Raw genomic sequence first — 15,374 nt, forward strand, 5'->3', positions numbered from 1 at the left:
GGTTCGCCCGCTCCGAAGGGGCAACTCGCAGCGCATGGCAGTCGAATCCTCGTCCGAGAAACCCACCGCTCTGATCGCCCACTCGTGGTGGGACGTACTGCGGCGTACGGCCAAGGAGTTCGTGGACGACGAGCTCGCCGACCGTGCCGCGGCGCTCACGTACTACGGTGTGCTCTCCCTCTTCCCCGCGCTGCTGGTGCTCGTCTCGATGCTCGGGGTGATCGGGAAGTCGGCGACCGACGCCGTGCTCGGCACTCTCGAAGCGATCACGCCGGACGCGGCGCAGCAGATCCTGCGCGGCGCGGTACGCCAGTTGCAGAACGGCCCCGGTACCGGCAGCGTGCTGGCCGTCGTGGGGCTGCTGGCCGCGCTGTGGTCGGCCTCCAGCTACATCGCGGCCTTCATCCGCACCGCCAACGCCGTCTACGACCTGCCGGAGGGGCGGCCCGCCTGGAAGACTCTGCCGCTGCGGCTCGGCGTGACGGTCGTGCTGATGGTGCTGCTGTCCGCCAGTGCGGTGATCGTGGTCTTCACCGGCTCGCTGGCCCGGCAGGCGGGCCGGAGCCTGGGCGTCGGGGACACCGGTCTCGCGGTCTGGTCGGTGGCCAAGTGGCCCGTCCTCCTCCTGCTCGTGGTGCTGATGATCACCATCCTGTACCGCGCCACGCCCAACGTACGGGACCAGGGTCTGCGGTGGCTGACCCCCGGCAGCTTCCTGGCCGTCCTGGTGTGGCTGGCCGCGTCGGCGGGCTTCGCGCTCTACGTGGCGAACTTCGGCTCGTACAACAAGACGTACGGCACCCTGGCCGGCGTGATCATCTTCCTGATCTGGGTGTGGCTGTCGAACCTGGCGGTCCTGCTGGGCCTGGAGTTCGACGCCGAGCTGGCCCGGCAGCGGGCGATCACCGACGGGCACCCGGCGCGGGACGAGTCGTACGTGGAGCCGCGGGACACCCGTAAGTGGCCGGACCGGCTGCGCCGCCGGCGGCGGCACCCCCGTACGGACCCGGAGCCGGCGCCCGAGCGCTGAGGCACTGCCCCAAAAAGGTGAGCGTCTGCACTACCGCCGCCCCAGCGGGTACCCCTGTCCTTCCGGAGCCCCACCCACGGCGCGGACCCGAGCGCCTTCGAGTGCTAAGGAAACCGAGAGCAGTGACAGACGTAGCAAGCCAGGGACCGGCACCGGGCGACGACCGCCCGGTGCTCACCAACCGGCAAGGCCACCCGGTCTACGACAACCAGAACCAGCGGACGGTCGGCGCGCGCGGGCCGGCCACGCTGGAGAACTACCAGTTCCTCGAAAAGATCAGCCACTTCGACCGGGAGCGCATCCCGGAGCGGGTCGTGCACGCGCGCGGCGTGACCGCGTACGGCTACTTCGAGAGCTACGGGAAGTGGGGCGACGAGCCCGTCGGCCGGTACACGCGGGCCAAGCTCTTCCAGGAGGCCGGCAAGCGCACCGACGTGGCCGTACGGTTCTCCACCGTGATCGGCGGCCGGGACTCCTCGGAGGCGGCCCGCGACCCGCGCGGCTTCGCGGTGAAGTTCTACACCGAGGACGGCAACTGGGACCTGGTCGGCAACAACCTGGGCGTCTTCTTCATCCGGGACGCCATCAAGTTCCCGGACGTCATCCACGCCCTCAAGCCCGACCCGGTCACCCACGAGCAGAAGCCGGCCCGCATCTTCGACTTCATGTCGCAGACGCCGGAGTCGATGCACATGCTGGTCAACCTGTTCAGCCCGCGCGGCATCCCGGCCGATTACCGGCACATGCAGGGCTTCGGTGTCAACACCTACAAATGGGTGAACGACGCGGGTGACACCGTCCTGGTGAAGTACCACTGGCTGCCCAAGCAGGGCGTGCGCAGCATGACCGAGGAGGACGCGGCGGCGGTCCAGGCGCAGGAGCTGGGGCACGCGACCAAGGACCTGTACGAGGCGGTCGCCCGCGGCGACCACCCCGAGTGGGAGCTGGTCGTCCAGATGATGGACGACCACGACCACCCCGAGCTGGACTTCGACCCGCTGGACGACACCAAGACCTGGCCCGAGCAGGACTTCCCGCCGAAGCCGGTGGGCCGGATGGTGCTCGACCGGATGCCGGCGAACTACTTCGCCGAGAACGAGCAGATCTCCTTCGGCACCGGCGTCCTCGTCGACGGCCTGGACTTCTCCGACGACAAGATGCTCATCGGGCGCACCTTCTCCTACAGCGACACCCAGCGCTACCGCGTCGGCCCGAACTACCTCCAGCTGCCGGTCAACCGCGCCAAGCACGCCGAGGTGCACACCAACCAGCGCGACGGCCTGATGGCGTACGAGCAGGACCAGCACGGGCAGAACCCGGAGGTCAACTACGAGCCGTCGATCACCGGGGGCCTGCGGGAGGGCACCTACCCGACCCACGACGAGCAGGGGCCGGAGATCCGCGGCCGGCTCACCCGCAAGCGGATCCCGCGCACCAACGACTACCTCCAGGCGGGCCAGCGCTACTGCCTGATGGCGGACTGGGAGCGCGACGACCTGGTCAAGAACCTCACGGACCTCATCTCCCAGGCCGACCGCGCGGTCCAGGAGCGGATGGTGTGGCACTTCCTGCTGGTCGAGAACGACCTCGGACTGCGGGTCGGCGAGGGGCTGGGCATCGGCCCGAAGGACGTCGCCCACCTGGAGCCGCTGGCGAGCCAGGACCTGACCGACGAGGACCGGGAGCGGCTGTCGCGGCTCGGCGACAACCCGCCGCGGGACGTCTCCGGGCTGACCATGACCCACTGCGTACCCGACGAGCGGCATACCGTCGCCTCCTGAGGGGCACGGGTGTACGCACGGACGTCACCCCGCGGCACGGCCCCGCCGGTGATCCGGAGGGGCCGTGCCGCGGGTGCCCCAGGGTGGCCCTCCCCGCCTGACGCGCGGAGCGCCACGGGAGGAGGAACGATCGGGCATGGCAGCGGCGAAGCGGTACACGGTCGCGGCATCGGGCCAGTGGGTGGACGACGAGGACGGGCGGCGGCTGCCGGCGGGCGAGGTGCACGCCTGGGAGCACGGGCTGAACCAGACCGTGTGCGGCCTCTCGCTCAGCCGCTCACAGCTGGCGCGGTTCCCGCACATCGGCTGGCCCGACATCCTCCCCGAGTCCGGCGGCGCGGCGGACCGCGTCCAGCGGGTGTGTCCCCGCTGCGCGTCCGTCGCCGGGCGCCGGGGCGGTGACGCCCGCCCGCGCTGGCAGCGGGTCAATCCGCGGCCGTGAGCACCGGCCCGGCGTACGGGTCGTGACACAGCCCGGCGCCGCCGTGCGGACGTACGGCACGGCGGCGCCGGGCGGCAGCGGCGTACGGGGTTCCGTACGCCGCCGGTCCTCAGCCGGGCCAGGTGCCGGTGGCCTTGCGGACGGCCACCGCGCCGCTGCGGTCCACGGCCGCCTTGACCACCGCGAGCGTCGCGCCCTGCAGCGCGGCGGCGGGCAGCACCTCACGCCAGCGGCGTTCCTCGTCCGTGGCGCTCGGCGCGTCCTCCTGGCCGCCGACCAGCTTCCACAGGCGCTTGAACAGCACCCCGGCCAGCACCCCGCCGAGGGCGCCGAACACCATTCCCAGGGGTTTGTAGAGAAGTTTGATCATCAGTGGTGTCCTTTGCTCCGGCAGGCCCGCCGGGCCTTGGTGCCCGCCTTGACGAGCGGGCGCTGGATCTTTCTCTTCGTACGCAGCGTGTACGGGCGTACGCGCGCCCGGACGCGGCGGCGGCGCAGCACCAGCACGCCGGCCAGCAGCGCGCTGCCCGCGACGGCGGCCGTGCGGACCGCGGGGGAACCGGCCAGCCGGTCCGTGGTCACCGCGGCCCGGTCCTTGAGGTGGGCCGCCTTCTCCTGCGCGCGGCTCTTCACGTCGGCCTTGTCGGCGAGCGCGGCCACGGTGTCGCCGAGCTCCTGCCGGGTCTGCTCGATACGGGCCCGCAGTTCGTCCGGGCCCGCCACGCCGTCCTTGCCGGGGTCACTGGTCATCGCCGGGCCCTCTCCTTGATCGTCTCGATGTCCTGGCGGACGCTGCGCACGGCCTCCTCGGGCACCGGCGGGGTGGCCCGGCGGATCCGCTGCCGCCCCAGCAGGGCGAGGACCGCCGCCAGGACCAGCAGCGCGCCCACGACGACCAGGCCCGCGGCCCACAGCGGCAGCACCAGCCCGAGCGCGATGATCGCGGTCGCCACCAGGGCCTGGGCGGCCAGGAACGCCACCGTGCCGGCGCCGCCGAGCAGCCCGCCTCCCACGCCGAAGCGCTTGCCCTTGCGGGTGAGTTCCGCCTGCGCCAGCCGCATCTCGTCGCGCACCAGGCTGGACAGCTGTTCCGACGCCTGGGTGACCAGCTCGTTGACCGGCCTGCCGTCCGGCCGGGCCGTCCGGTGATCCACGAAATCGCTCATCCCGGTCACGCCTCCTTCCTTGTGCGCGCCGGGTACCTCTTCACGGGCCGGTTAACCGGAACGTTGGCCCGTACGGGTACCGGGTGCCGTACGGCCCGGGTGCCGGAACGCGAACGGCGCGCGTCCCCGGAGGGGGACGCGCGCCGTTCGGGCAGCGGGCCGGCCTAGAAGACCGACTCGGCCTCCTGCATGCGGTCCAGCGGCACCCGCTTGAGCTCGGTGACCGCGTCGGCCAGCGGGCTCATCACGATGTCGGTGCCGCGCAGGGCGGTCATCTGGCCGAAGTCGCCGCGGTGCGCCGCCTCGACGGCGTGCCAGCCGAAGCGGGTGGCGAGCACGCGGTCGTACGCGGTGGGCGTGCCGCCGCGCTGGACGTGGCCGAGGATGACCGGGCGGGCCTCCTTGCCGAGGCGGTGCTCCAGCTCGCGGGCGAGGGCGGTGCCGATGCCCTGGAAGCGCTCGTGGCCGTACTGGTCGATCTCGCCGTGGCCGTAGTCCATCGTGCCCTCGGCGGGGTGGGCGCCTTCGGCGACGCAGACCACGGCGAACTTCTTGCCCCGGTCGAAGCGCTCCTCGACCATGGCGACCAGGTCGTTCACGTCGAAGGGGCGCTCCGGCAGGCAGATGCCGTGGGCGCCGCCGGCCATGCCGGACTCCAGCGCGATCCAGCCCGCGTGCCGGCCCATGACCTCGACGACCATGACGCGCTGGTGGGACTCGGCGGTCGTCTTGAGGCGGTCGATGGCCTCGGTGGCGACGCCGACGGCGGTGTCGAAGCCGAAGGTCCGGTCGGTGGCGGAGATGTCGTTGTCGATCGTCTTGGGCACACCGACGATCGGCAGGCCGGCGTCGGCGAGCATCTTGGACGCGGTGAGCGTGCCCTCGCCGCCGATGGGAATGAGCACGTCGATGCCGTACTCCCGGGCCAGGTCCTTGCCGTTCTCGCACGCCTCGCGCAGCCGGGCGCGCTCCAGGCGGGCGGAGCCGAGGATGGTGCCGCCGCGGGCCAGGATGCCGCTGACGGCGTCCAGGTCCAGCTTGCGGTACCGCCCGTCGAGCAGGCCCTTGAATCCGTCCTCGAAACCGATGACCTCGTCGTCGTGGCCCGTGAGGGCACGGTGCACCACCGAACGGATCACAGCGTTGAGGCCGGGGCAGTCGCCGCCCGCGGTGAGGACTCCGATACGCATGGTGCTGTGTCTCCTGTGCTCGCTGTTGGTTCTTGTGAGCCGGTCCGATTGTTTCACGGGCCGACAGGCGTTGCCTTCACAGCGTCGGGCACCCCTGCGGCTGCCCGCTGACACATGCGTAAAACTGGAGGGGCGGCTTAACCACAGCCGCAGGTATTGTCAAGAGGGGCAAGCTCACCATAACGGTAAATTTGACCTTGCGAAGCGACGGAATGGATCGGAGAGCACGCGTGACGCGCAGCGTGTACGTGACCGGTATCGACCGCGGCGACGGCCGCCAGGTCGTCGAGCTGGGAGTCATGGAACTCCTGACCCGCCACGTGGACCGGGTGGGCGTCTTCCGCCCGCTGGTGCACGACGGCCCCGACCGGCTCTTCGAGCTGCTGCGGGCCCGCTACCGGCTCTCCCAGCCCGCCGAGACCGTCTTCGGCCTCGGTTACGAGGAGGCCGCCCGCCTCCAGGCCGAGCAGGGCACCGACGAGCTGGTCTCCCAGCTCGTCGAGCGCTTCCACCGGGTGGCCAGGGAGTACGAGTACGTCCTGGTGCTCGGCTCCGACTACGCGGCCACCAGCCTGCCGGCCGAGCTGAACCTCAACGCCCGGCTGGCGAACGAGTTCGGCGCCGCGGTGCTGCCGGTCGTCGGCGGCCAGGGCCAGGAGGCCGAGTCGGTGCGCGCCGAGGCCCGTAACGCCTACCTCGCCTACCACTCGCTGGGCTGCGACGTCGTCGCGCTGATCGTCAACCGGGTGGCGCCCGAGCAGCGCGCGGCCGTCGCCGAGCAGCTCTCCGCCCACCTGCCGGTGCCCTGCTACGCGCTTCCCGAGGACGGCGCCCTCTCCGCGCCCACGGTCGGCCAGATCGTGCACGCGCTCGGCGCCGAGGTGCTGCTCGGCGACGACTCGGGGCTGGCCCGGGACGCCCGCGACTTCGTCTTCGGCGGCGCCATGCTGCCGACCTTCCTCAAGGCGCTGACCCCCGGCTGCCTGGTCGTGACCCCCGGCGACCGCGCCGACCTGGTCATCGGCTCGCTCGCCGCGCACAGCGCCGGCGCCCCGCCGATAGCGGGCGTGCTGCTGACCCTGGACGAGCGGCCGGGCGCCGACATCATGGCGCTGGCCAACCGGCTCGCCCCTGGTACGCCGGTGATCTCGGTCTCCGGCGGGTCGTTCCCGACCGCGGCCGAGCTGTTCGCCGTCGAGGGCAAGCTGAACGCCGCGGCGCCGCGCAAGGCGGAGACCGCGCTCGGCCTGTTCGAGCGGCATGTGGACACCGCCGAGCTGACGAACCGCATCTCCGTCGCCCGCTCGGTGCGCGTCACGCCGATGATGTTCGAGCACGAGCTGATCGAGCGCTCCCGCTCCGGCCGCCGCCGCGTGGTGCTGCCCGAGGGCACCGAGGAGCGGGTGCTGCGCGCCGCCGACGTGCTGCTGCGCCGCGACGTGTGCGACCTGACGCTGCTCGGCGAGGAGAAGGCGATCCGCAAGCGCGCCGCCGACCTCGCCATCGACCTGGCGGACGCGCAGATCACCGACCCGCAGACCTCGCCGCTGCGCGAGCGCTTCGCCGAGCTGTACGCCAAGCTGCGCGCCCACAAGGGCGTCACCTACGAGCTGGCGTACGACGTGGTCGCGGACGTGTCGTACTTCGGCACCCTGATGGTGCAGGAGGGCCTGGCCGACGGCATGGTCTCCGGCGCGGTGCACTCCACCGCGGCCACCATCCGTCCCGCCTTCGAGATCATCAAGACGAGGCCGGGCGCGCAGATCGTCTCCTCGGTGTTCTTCATGTGCCTGGCCGACCGCGTGCTGGTCTACGGCGACTGCGCCGTCAACCCGGACCCGGACGCCGAGCAGCTGGCGGACATCGCCATCCAGTCGGCGGCCACCGCCGCGCAGTTCGGCGTCGAGCCGCGGATCGCGATGCTGTCGTACTCCACCGGCACCTCCGGCTCCGGCGCCGACGTCGACAAGGTGCGCAAGGCCACCGAGATCGTCCGGCAGCTCCGGCCCGACCTGCTGGTCGAGGGCCCGATCCAGTACGACGCGGCCGTGGACGCCGCGGTGGCCAAGACCAAGCTGCCGGACTCCGAGGTCGCCGGCCGGGCCACCGTGCTGGTCTTCCCCGACCTGAACACCGGCAACAACACCTACAAGGCCGTGCAGCGCTCGGCGGGCGCGGTCGCCGTCGGCCCGGTCCTCCAGGGCCTGCGCAAGCCGGTCAACGACCTCTCGCGCGGCGCGCTCGTCCAGGACATCGTCAACACCGTGGCCATCACGGCCATCCAGGCGCAGGGCGCGGCACCGGGCGGCTCGCCCGCCGCCGACGTCTGACGCCCCCGCCACCGCCCCCCCCACACCCGACCGAAAGCTGCTTCATGACTGCCAACGCCACCCGCGTCCTCGTCCTCAACTCCGGCTCCTCGTCGGTGAAGTACCAGCTGCTCGACATGAGCGACGGCGCCCGGCTCGCCGTGGGCCTGGTCGAGCGAATCGGCGAGGAGACCTCGCGTCTGGCCCACACCCCGCTGGCGACCGGCGGCGACAAGAGGGAGCGCGAGGCCCGGATAGCCGACCACGACGAGGCGCTGAAGGCGGTCGCCGACGAGCTGGCCGCGGACGGGCTCGGCCTGGACTCCCCCGAGCTCGCGGCGATCGGGCACCGGGTGGTGCACGGCGGCCTGAAGTTCACCGAGCCGACCGTGATCGACGACGCGGTGCTCAAGGAGATCGAGCGGCTGGTGCCGGTCGCGCCGCTGCACAACCCGGCGAACATCACCGGCATCAGGACCGCGCAGGCGCTCCGTCCCGACCTGCCGCAGGTCGCCGTCTTCGACACCGCCTTCCACACCACGATGCCGGAGCACGCGGCGCGCTACGCCATCGACGTGGAGACGGCCGACGCGCACCGCATCCGCCGCTACGGCTTCCACGGCACCTCGCACGCGTACGTCTCGCGCAAGACCGCCGAGCTGCTCGGCAAGGCGCCCGAGGACGTCAACGTCATCGTGCTGCACCTGGGCAACGGCGCCTCCGCCTCGGCGGTCGCGGGCGGCCGCTGCGTGGACACCTCGATGGGCCTGACGCCGCTGGAGGGCCTGGTCATGGGCACCCGCTCGGGTGACATCGACCCGGCGGTGGTCTTCCACCTCAAGCGGGTGGCGGGCATGGACGCGGACGAGGTCGACGAGCTGCTCAACAAGAAGAGCGGGCTGGTCGGGCTGTGCGGCGACAACGACATGCGGGAGATCCGCCGGCGGATCGACGAGGGCGACCGGCGCGCGGCGCTCGCCTTCGACATCTACATCCACCGGCTGAAGAAGTACATCGGGGCCTACAGCGCGGTGCTGGGCCGGGTGGACGCGGTGGCGTTCACCGCGGGGGTCGGCGAGAACGCCGCCCCGGTGCGCGAGGCAGCGGTCAAGGGGCTGGAGGAGCTGGGGCTGGCGGTGGACGCCGATCTGAACTCCGTACGGTCCGACGAGGCGCGGCTGATATCGCCGGAGTACGCGCGGGTCGCGGTCGCCGTCGTCCCCACCGACGAGGAGCTGGAGATCGCCAACCAGACATACGCCCTGGTCAGCAACTGACCGGTGGCACCTGTGGCCGGACGCCGACGGCACCCGTACGGCGTCCGGCCCGTACCCCGCTTCCGGGCACCCGAGCCCAAATAATTCCGCTCCGAAACAAACGATAGGATCGATCCCATGCGCCGTTCCAAAATCGTCTGCACCCTGGGCCCCGCCGTCGACTCCTACGACCAGCTGAAGACGCTGATCGAGGCCGGCATGAACGTGGCCCGATTCAACATGAGCCACGGCACCCACGCGGAGCACGAGGAGCGCTACCACCGCGTCCGCAAGGCCGCCGAGGAGACCGGCCGCGCCATCGGCGTGCTGGCCGACCTCCAGGGCCCGAAGATCCGTCTGGAGACCTTCGCCGACGGCCCCGTCGAGCTGGTGCGCGGTGACGAGTTCGTCATCACCACCGAGGACGTGCCCGGCGACAAGACCATCTGCGGCACGACCTACAAGGGCCTGCCCGGTGACGTCTCCAAGGGCGACCCGGTGCTGATCAACGACGGCAACGTGGCCCTCCAGGTCGTCGAGGTGGACGGCCCGCGGGTGCGCTGCATCGTCATCGAGGGCGGCGTCATCTCCGACCACAAGGGCATCAACCTGCCCGGCGCGGCGGTCAACGTCCCGGCGCTGTCCGAGAAGGACATCGACGACCTGAAGTTCGCCCTGAACATGGGCTGCGACCTGGTGGCGCTGTCCTTCGTGCGGGACGCCAAGGACGTCAACGACGTGCACCGCGTCATGGACGAGGTCGGCCGGCGCGTCCCGGTGATCGCCAAGGTGGAGAAGCCGCAGGCGGTCAACAACATGGAGGAGGTCGTCGCGGCCTTCGACGGCGTCATGGTCGCCCGTGGTGACCTGGCCGTCGAGTACCCCCTCGAAAAGGTCCCGATGGTGCAGAAGCGCCTGGTGGAGATGTGCCGGCGGAACGCCAAGCCGGTGATCGTGGCGACCCAGATGATGGAGTCGATGATCACCAACTCGCGGCCGACCCGCGCCGAGGCGTCCGACGTCGCCAACGCGATCCTGGACGGCGCCGACGCGGTCATGCTCTCCGCGGAGTCCTCGGTCGGCCAGTACCCGATCGAGACCGTCAAGACGATGTCGAAGATCGTCGAGGCGGCCGAGGAGGAGCTGCTGTCCAAGGGCCTGCAGCCGCTGGTCCCGGGCAAGAAGCCGCGCACCCAGGGCGGCGCGGTGGCCCGCGCGGCCGCCGAGATGGCCGACTTCCTCAACGGCAAGGCGCTGGTCGCGTTCACCAAGTCCGGTGACACCGCCCGCCGCCTGTCGCGCTACCGCGCGGCCCAGCCGATCCTGGCCTTCACCACGGACGCCGCCACCCGCAACCAGCTCGCGCTGAGCTGGGGCGTGGAGACCTTCGTCGTGCCGCACGTGGAGCACACCGACGAGATGGTCGACCTGGTCGACGCCGAGCTGCTGAAGCTCCAGCGCTACAACGACGGCGACACCATGATCATCACTGCTGGTTCGCCCCCCGGCGTCCCCGGCACCACCAACATGGTCCGGGTGCACCACCTGGGCGGCGACCGCGCCTGACCCCGCGCAGAGCCCGAACACGACGGTGGGCCGCACCCCGAGGGGTGCGGCCCACCGTCGTACGCCAGGGCCGGGCTCAGCCCGTGATCGACTGGTGCAGCCCCGGAATCGTCAGGGTGCCGCCGAACTGCCCCGCCTGGGTGATCTTCACCTTGGTGAAGTACGCGAAGGGGACGTTGAGGGGCGGCGGGTGCTCCGGGTCGAAGACGATCGGGATCAGGCCGAAGAGATTGCCCTGAAGGCGCTCGGTGTACATCGTCACCTTGCCGCCGCGGATCGTCGAGGTGGAGCCCGCGGCCGCCTGGACGTGGTACTTCTTGCCGGCCGGGCCGTCCACGATCTGGTGGAGGTCGCCGATGTCGATGCTGTCGGCGGTGAACTTCAGCGCCTGCTTGGTCCGGCCGTCCGGCATCGTGAGGTTGACGACGCCCTGGTAGTCCAGGCCGCGCAGGGTCAGCCCGCTGGACTCCAGGTACCAGGGCTGGTTCGGGACGGTGACCGGGGTCTGCTCGTCCGTGCCGGCGACCTTCTTCTCCTCGACGCAGGGGAACGGCTTCTTGCCGTCGGCGTCGGGGGCTCCCGGGTCGGCGCTGCCGCTGGGCGAAGGGGAGGGCGTGGCCGACGGGAGGGCGTCGTCCGCCTTGTCCTCGGCGTCGCCCAGGGCGTCCCCGGCCTTGCCGGTGGTGCCGCCGGCGGCCTCGCCGAGCTTGCCGGCGGTGTCCTTGAGCGGGTCGGTGGCCTTGCCGCCGGGCTTGCCGGACGTACGGCCCGAGTCCTTGCCCGCGGGTGCGGAGGAGGACGGGGACGGGGACGGCGTGGTGCCCGGGGTGGCGGGCTTGTCTCCGCCCGGGTGGAAGACGTCGTGCAGCTTCTTGCCGACGCCCAGCGGGTCGTACCAGGGGTTCTGGGACGTGGGCGAGGCGGCGGGGGACGGGGTGGTGGATGTGCCCGCGGACGGGGACGGGGTGGGCTGCGGGGCCGTCCTGCCCTGGTCGGGGGTCTTGGCGGCGGAACCGGGGGCCGGGCTGTCCTTGTCCTCGGCCGTGCCTCCGGTCCTGTCCGGTCCGGACCTGCCGTCGGCCGCCTCGTCCTTCCCGGCCTTGTCCTTCCCGGCCTTGTCCTCCGCCGCCTTCTCCCTGGCGGCTTTCTCCTTGGCGGCCTTGTCCTTGGCAGCCTTGTCCTTGGCCGCCTTGTCCTTGGCCGCCTTCTCCTTCGCCTGCTGTTCCGCCGTGTCGGGTGCGCTGACGCACGGGCCCTTCCTGAACGGGCTCTCCGGCTGCGGCTTGGCCATCGCCAGCTGCGGCGTCAGGCCCATGCCCATCAGGACGGCGGAGGGCATCGCGGCGATGGCGATGGCCTTGCCGGCGGGTACGTGCAGCCGGGTCAGCAGCGGCTTGCGCGGGGCCGCGTGGCGCGGCCCGGTTCTCGGGCCGACGGGGGCCGCGTTCGTCTCGTGCAGGTCCTCACCCGGCACTGTTCCTCCCGTTCGTCCCGTCGACCGGGCTCGCTCCTGACAGGTCCTCCGGGGTGCTGCCCGCGGGCCGGGCCGGTGTGCCGCCCTCGGGGGCGACGGGCTTGCCCGGCGCCCAGGAAACGCCCAGCGCGCCGCCGATCAGCCCCAGCAGGAAGCCGATCGTGAAGGCGCCGAAGTTGGAGACGACCAGGGAGACCAGGGACAGCAGGATCGCCGCCACGCCCGCGAAGACACGGGAGGCGGGCTGGAACCACATGGTCAGGCCGAGCACGACCAGCAGCACGCCGATGATCAGCGAGCCGGCGCCCGCGGTCGTCGCCATACGGACGGTCAGGGAGCCGATCGTGAGGTTCGCGTAGGGGATGTACATGATCGGGAATCCGGCCAGCAGCGTCAGCACTCCGCCCCAGAACGGGCGCTGACCTCGCCACTCCCTAAACGAAATGCGCTTGCGGCCGATGCTCTCGTTCAGCCGTGGTCGCGTGTCGGCGCTCATGTCGTACAGCTCCTCGGGACTGGCTAATCGGTGGTACGTGCGCTGGAGTGCCCGGTGCGCCGGATTACCGGCGTACGGGTACGGGGCGGGCAGGACGGCGGACGGTGCCGCCGTGCGGCGCGCGCCCCGCACCCGTGCGCTCAGTGCGTCAGTAGCACTCGTTCTTGCCGCGGCTGACGTTCATGTGCAGACCGCTGAGCTTGAACGTGCCGGCCGTGGTGGCCCAGGCGCGCTGCTTGACCTTCTCGAAGTGCACGCTGTCGGCCTGCTGGGCGAAGGAGTTGGGGAGGTACTGCCCCCGGCCGCCCTCGCCGGGCTTCGCCGGCCCCGGGCCCTTGGTGGTGTGGTCCACCGAGACGCCGATGTCGACGTTGGTGAACGTCGCGTTGGTCTGCAGGTCGTCGGCGTCGATGTAGAGCTTCTTCGCCTCGACCCGCGGGCCGCCGTTGCCACCGGCCTTGAGCTGCATCGTCACATCGCCGAAGACCGGCACCGGCACGACGACCGACTGGCACAGGTTGGTGATCTTCGCCGAGTTCATGCCCACCACGGCGACCGGGTGCTGCCCCTTGTCACCGCCGTCGAGGGCGCCGTACTGGACGAACCCTTCGCCGTCCAGTTCGGACGCGGTGACCTTGAACTGCTGACCGGAGACGCTGAACGACGCCGCCAGCGCACCCTGCGCGATGGCGACTCCGATGGCAGCCGTCGCCGCGACGCTCGGCACCATGACAACGGCGAACCGCTTCCATCTGGTCCCGCCACGAGCCAGGGACTCCATGACTTTCCTCCTTCTCGGACGTACATCTCCGGTTGCGGTCCGGGTCTTGGGAAGACGGCGGCCGTACCTGGGATGGGAGAAGTGCTACGTCCTCGGGAAGGAGAGCGCCCGTATCGAAATGACGTACAGGCGTACGGCGTTCCGAATCACCGGCGATCACCCCCGAGCGACAACCACTGGCCACGCTGGCGCGCGGCCGCTGCCGGACAGGCCCTGCCGGGTGGGCAGGAACCCCCCTGTCCGAGGCCGGTGGCGGTGCCGCCGGCCACTCGGTGGGGATCCATCGACCCGCGGGCGCCGACCGGTTGCCGGGCGGCGGGAATGGACCGAGCGTGGCCGATCGTGGTGCATCGGCGGCTGTCGCACAAGGGGTTCGTTACTTGCGAGTAACGGAGAGATAACCGGGGTGCGACGGCGCGAAATCGGGCGGGCACCGAGGGTTGTGGCTGTCGGTGACGGAGTACGGGGGAAGTCGGGACAGACGCCGACAAATGCCTGTCACCCTCTTACTCCAAGTAACAGCGGCCACGATTACCAAGATTTGGTAAAACGTGGCCGCTGCCGCGTGCTGGGGTCCGCGCGCCTCAGGAGGCGCGGGTGACCGGGCGCCGAGGGGTCAGAAGAGCACCCGCGCCAGTGCCGTACGCGCCGAAATCACCCGCGGGTCGTCGGCGCCGATGACCTCGAAGAGCTCCAGCAGCCGCACCCGCGCGGCCTCGCGGTCCTCGCCCGCCGTGCGCCGGACGGTGTCCACCAGCCGCCCGAAGGCGTCCTCGACATGGCCGCCGACCAGGTCCAGATCGGCCGCCCTGATCTGGGCCGGCACGTCGCCGGGGGCCTCGGCCGCGGCCTTGCGCACCTCCTGCGGGTCCAGGTCGCGCACCCGGCGGAGCAGTTCGGCCTGCGCCAGGCCGAGCTTGGCCTCCGGGTTGGCCGGGTCGTCGGAGAGGACGTTCTTGTACGCCTGGACGGCGCCGTCGAGGTCACCGGCGTCCAGCGCCTGGTTCGCGGCCTCCAGCAGGGCGTCGTACGGGCCGGCCGGCTCGGGGGCGGCCTCCTGGGGCGCGGCGTCCGCCGGGTCGACGGGCGCGCCCACGATCCCGAACTGCTGCTCGGCGGCCTGCACGAGCTGGTCCAGCACCTGGCGGATCTGCGCCTCCGGGGCCGCACCCTGGAACAGCGGGATCGGCTGGCCCGCGACGACCGCGAAGACGGCCGGGATGCCCTGCACGCCGAACTGCTGGAACAGCGCCTGGTTGGCATCGACATCGATCTTGGCGAGGACGAACTTGCCGGCGTACTCCCCCGCCAGCCGCTCCAGCAGCGGGCCGAGCTGCTTGCACGGCTCGCACCACTCGGCCCAGAAGTCGATGACGACCGGTACCTCGGTGGAGCGCTGGAGGATGTCCTGCTGGAACCCCGCCTCGTCGACGTCGTACACCAGACGGGCGCCGCCCGTGGGCCGGCCGGTGCGGGCCGCCTCGGCGCGCGCCTGCTCCGCCTTCTGCTTGGCTTCCCCGGCCGCCTTCACCGCGGCGAGGTCGACGACTCCACTCATGGACATGTTGCGTGGCTGCATGGGCCTATCCTCCCCCCTTCCGCGGACCGTTGCGAAAAGCGGTGCCGAAAATTCACGGTGCGCGAAATACGCGCGGCGCCGGGTCCGTCCGTGCGGCCTGCCGGTGTGCCGGCGCAGGGCGGAGGTGCCGCGTTCCCGCCGGCCCGGGGGCCGGCGCAGGGCTGTGCTGTGGCTGCGGATCCCCACCCGCTGCCGGTGGCTGTCGCGTCCGGGGCAGGCCGTGGCGGCGCGCCCTTTCGCTACGACCCGTAGCGTAACTGTCCGGCGCCCGGGCCGGGCAACCCCTTCCGCGAACCGTACGAGT

General features: G+C 71.5%; 14 protein-coding genes. 6 read left to right on the forward strand and 8 right to left on the reverse strand.

Annotation, left to right across the window (positions count from 1 at the left end):
• Positions 1–34 precede the first annotated feature (34 nt).
• From AB0L45_RS15125 to AB0L45_RS15135, 3 genes are all read left to right on the forward strand, one after another.
• Positions 35–1,030: a YihY/virulence factor BrkB family protein gene (locus AB0L45_RS15125; protein ID WP_365839811.1), complete on the forward strand. Its 996-nt coding sequence runs from the start codon at positions 35–37 to the stop codon at positions 1,028–1,030.
• A gap of 122 nt (positions 1,031–1,152) precedes the next feature.
• Positions 1,153–2,811, forward strand: a complete 1,659-nt coding sequence (locus tag AB0L45_RS15130) for a catalase (protein WP_365839813.1) — start codon at positions 1,153–1,155, stop codon at positions 2,809–2,811.
• Positions 2,812–2,947: 136 nt separating this feature from the next.
• Positions 2,948–3,253, forward strand: a complete 306-nt coding sequence (locus AB0L45_RS15135) for a hypothetical protein (protein WP_365839815.1) — start codon at positions 2,948–2,950, stop codon at positions 3,251–3,253.
• 109 nt (positions 3,254–3,362) lie between these two features.
• On the opposite strand, the gene AB0L45_RS15140 is transcribed toward AB0L45_RS15135, so the two are convergent.
• The 4 genes from AB0L45_RS15140 to AB0L45_RS15155 all read right to left on the reverse strand — a co-directional run bounded on the left by AB0L45_RS15140 (position 3,363) and on the right by AB0L45_RS15155 (position 5,609).
• The gene (locus AB0L45_RS15140; protein ID WP_365839817.1) at positions 3,363–3,623 is read right to left on the reverse strand and encodes a DUF4235 domain-containing protein; all 261 of its coding nucleotides are present in this window, start codon (positions 3,621–3,623) and stop codon (positions 3,363–3,365) included.
• A complete protein-coding gene (locus AB0L45_RS15145; protein WP_365839819.1) occupies positions 3,623–4,003 on the reverse strand; it encodes a DUF3618 domain-containing protein in 381 nt (126 codons plus the stop codon). Before AB0L45_RS15145 ends, AB0L45_RS15140 begins: the two co-directional genes overlap by 1 nt.
• Positions 4,000–4,419, reverse strand: coding sequence for a phage holin family protein (locus AB0L45_RS15150; protein ID WP_365839821.1), 420 nt, complete (start codon positions 4,417–4,419; stop codon positions 4,000–4,002). Before AB0L45_RS15150 ends, AB0L45_RS15145 begins: the two co-directional genes overlap by 4 nt.
• A gap of 164 nt (positions 4,420–4,583) precedes the next feature.
• The gene (locus AB0L45_RS15155; RefSeq protein WP_365839823.1) at positions 4,584–5,609 is read right to left on the reverse strand and encodes an ATP-dependent 6-phosphofructokinase; all 1,026 of its coding nucleotides are present in this window, start codon (positions 5,607–5,609) and stop codon (positions 4,584–4,586) included.
• Between the two features lie 230 nt (positions 5,610–5,839).
• Between AB0L45_RS15155 and pta the strand changes: the two genes are divergently transcribed.
• From pta to pyk, 3 genes are all read left to right on the forward strand, one after another.
• On the forward strand, positions 5,840–7,939 hold the full coding sequence (gene pta / locus AB0L45_RS15160; RefSeq protein ID WP_365839825.1) for a phosphate acetyltransferase: 2,100 nt from the start codon (positions 5,840–5,842) through the stop codon (positions 7,937–7,939).
• Between the two features lie 44 nt (positions 7,940–7,983).
• Positions 7,984–9,195, forward strand: coding sequence for an acetate kinase (locus AB0L45_RS15165; RefSeq protein ID WP_365839827.1), 1,212 nt, complete (start codon positions 7,984–7,986; stop codon positions 9,193–9,195).
• Between the two features lie 117 nt (positions 9,196–9,312).
• Positions 9,313–10,740, forward strand: coding sequence for a pyruvate kinase (pyk, locus tag AB0L45_RS15170; RefSeq protein WP_365839829.1), 1,428 nt, complete (start codon positions 9,313–9,315; stop codon positions 10,738–10,740).
• 76 nt (positions 10,741–10,816) lie between these two features.
• Here pyk and AB0L45_RS15175 read toward each other — a convergent pair whose 3' ends face one another.
• The 4 genes from AB0L45_RS15175 to AB0L45_RS15190 all read right to left on the reverse strand — a co-directional run bounded on the left by AB0L45_RS15175 (position 10,817) and on the right by AB0L45_RS15190 (position 15,070).
• The gene (locus AB0L45_RS15175; protein WP_365839831.1) at positions 10,817–12,214 is read right to left on the reverse strand and encodes a hypothetical protein; all 1,398 of its coding nucleotides are present in this window, start codon (positions 12,212–12,214) and stop codon (positions 10,817–10,819) included.
• Positions 12,204–12,710 (reverse strand): DUF6114 domain-containing protein, encoded by a 507-nt coding sequence (locus AB0L45_RS15180; RefSeq protein ID WP_365839833.1) that lies wholly within the window; start codon positions 12,708–12,710, stop codon positions 12,204–12,206. The genes AB0L45_RS15175 and AB0L45_RS15180 overlap by 11 nt, the downstream gene beginning before the upstream one ends.
• A 148-nt stretch (positions 12,711–12,858) precedes the next feature.
• A complete protein-coding gene (locus AB0L45_RS15185) occupies positions 12,859–13,491 on the reverse strand; it encodes a DUF6230 family protein (RefSeq protein WP_365839835.1) in 633 nt (210 codons plus the stop codon).
• Between the two features lie 616 nt (positions 13,492–14,107).
• Positions 14,108–15,070, reverse strand: coding sequence for a tetratricopeptide repeat protein (locus AB0L45_RS15190; protein WP_365839837.1), 963 nt, complete (start codon positions 15,068–15,070; stop codon positions 14,108–14,110).
• Positions 15,071–15,374 lie beyond the last annotated feature (304 nt).

It is taken from the genome of Streptomyces sp. NPDC052496 (genome assembly GCF_040679095.1).
Taxonomy (GTDB): Bacteria; Actinomycetota; Actinomycetes; order Streptomycetales; family Streptomycetaceae; genus Streptomyces.

Bases quoted from the DNA above. Each gene is read 5' to 3' on its own strand.
- AB0L45_RS15125 (WP_365839811.1), top strand. From the start codon at position 35: ATGGCAGTCGAATCCTCGTCCGAGAAACCCACCGCTCTGATCGCCCAC.
- AB0L45_RS15140 (WP_365839817.1), bottom strand. From the start codon at position 3,623: ATGATCAAACTTCTCTACAAACCCCTGGGAATGGTGTTCGGCGCCCTC.
- pyk (WP_365839829.1), top strand. From the start codon at position 9,313: ATGCGCCGTTCCAAAATCGTCTGCACCCTGGGCCCCGCCGTCGACTCC.
- AB0L45_RS15135 (WP_365839815.1), top strand. From the start codon at position 2,948: ATGGCAGCGGCGAAGCGGTACACGGTCGCGGCATCGGGCCAGTGGGTG.
- AB0L45_RS15150 (WP_365839821.1), bottom strand. From the start codon at position 4,419: ATGAGCGATTTCGTGGATCACCGGACGGCCCGGCCGGACGGCAGGCCG.
- AB0L45_RS15190 (WP_365839837.1), bottom strand. From the start codon at position 15,070: ATGCAGCCACGCAACATGTCCATGAGTGGAGTCGTCGACCTCGCCGCG.
- AB0L45_RS15180 (WP_365839833.1), bottom strand. From the start codon at position 12,710: ATGAGCGCCGACACGCGACCACGGCTGAACGAGAGCATCGGCCGCAAG.
- AB0L45_RS15145 (WP_365839819.1), bottom strand. From the start codon at position 4,003: ATGACCAGTGACCCCGGCAAGGACGGCGTGGCGGGCCCGGACGAACTG.
- AB0L45_RS15155 (WP_365839823.1), bottom strand. From the start codon at position 5,609: ATGCGTATCGGAGTCCTCACCGCGGGCGGCGACTGCCCCGGCCTCAAC.
- AB0L45_RS15185 (WP_365839835.1), bottom strand. From the start codon at position 13,491: ATGGAGTCCCTGGCTCGTGGCGGGACCAGATGGAAGCGGTTCGCCGTT.
- AB0L45_RS15165 (WP_365839827.1), top strand. From the start codon at position 7,984: ATGACTGCCAACGCCACCCGCGTCCTCGTCCTCAACTCCGGCTCCTCG.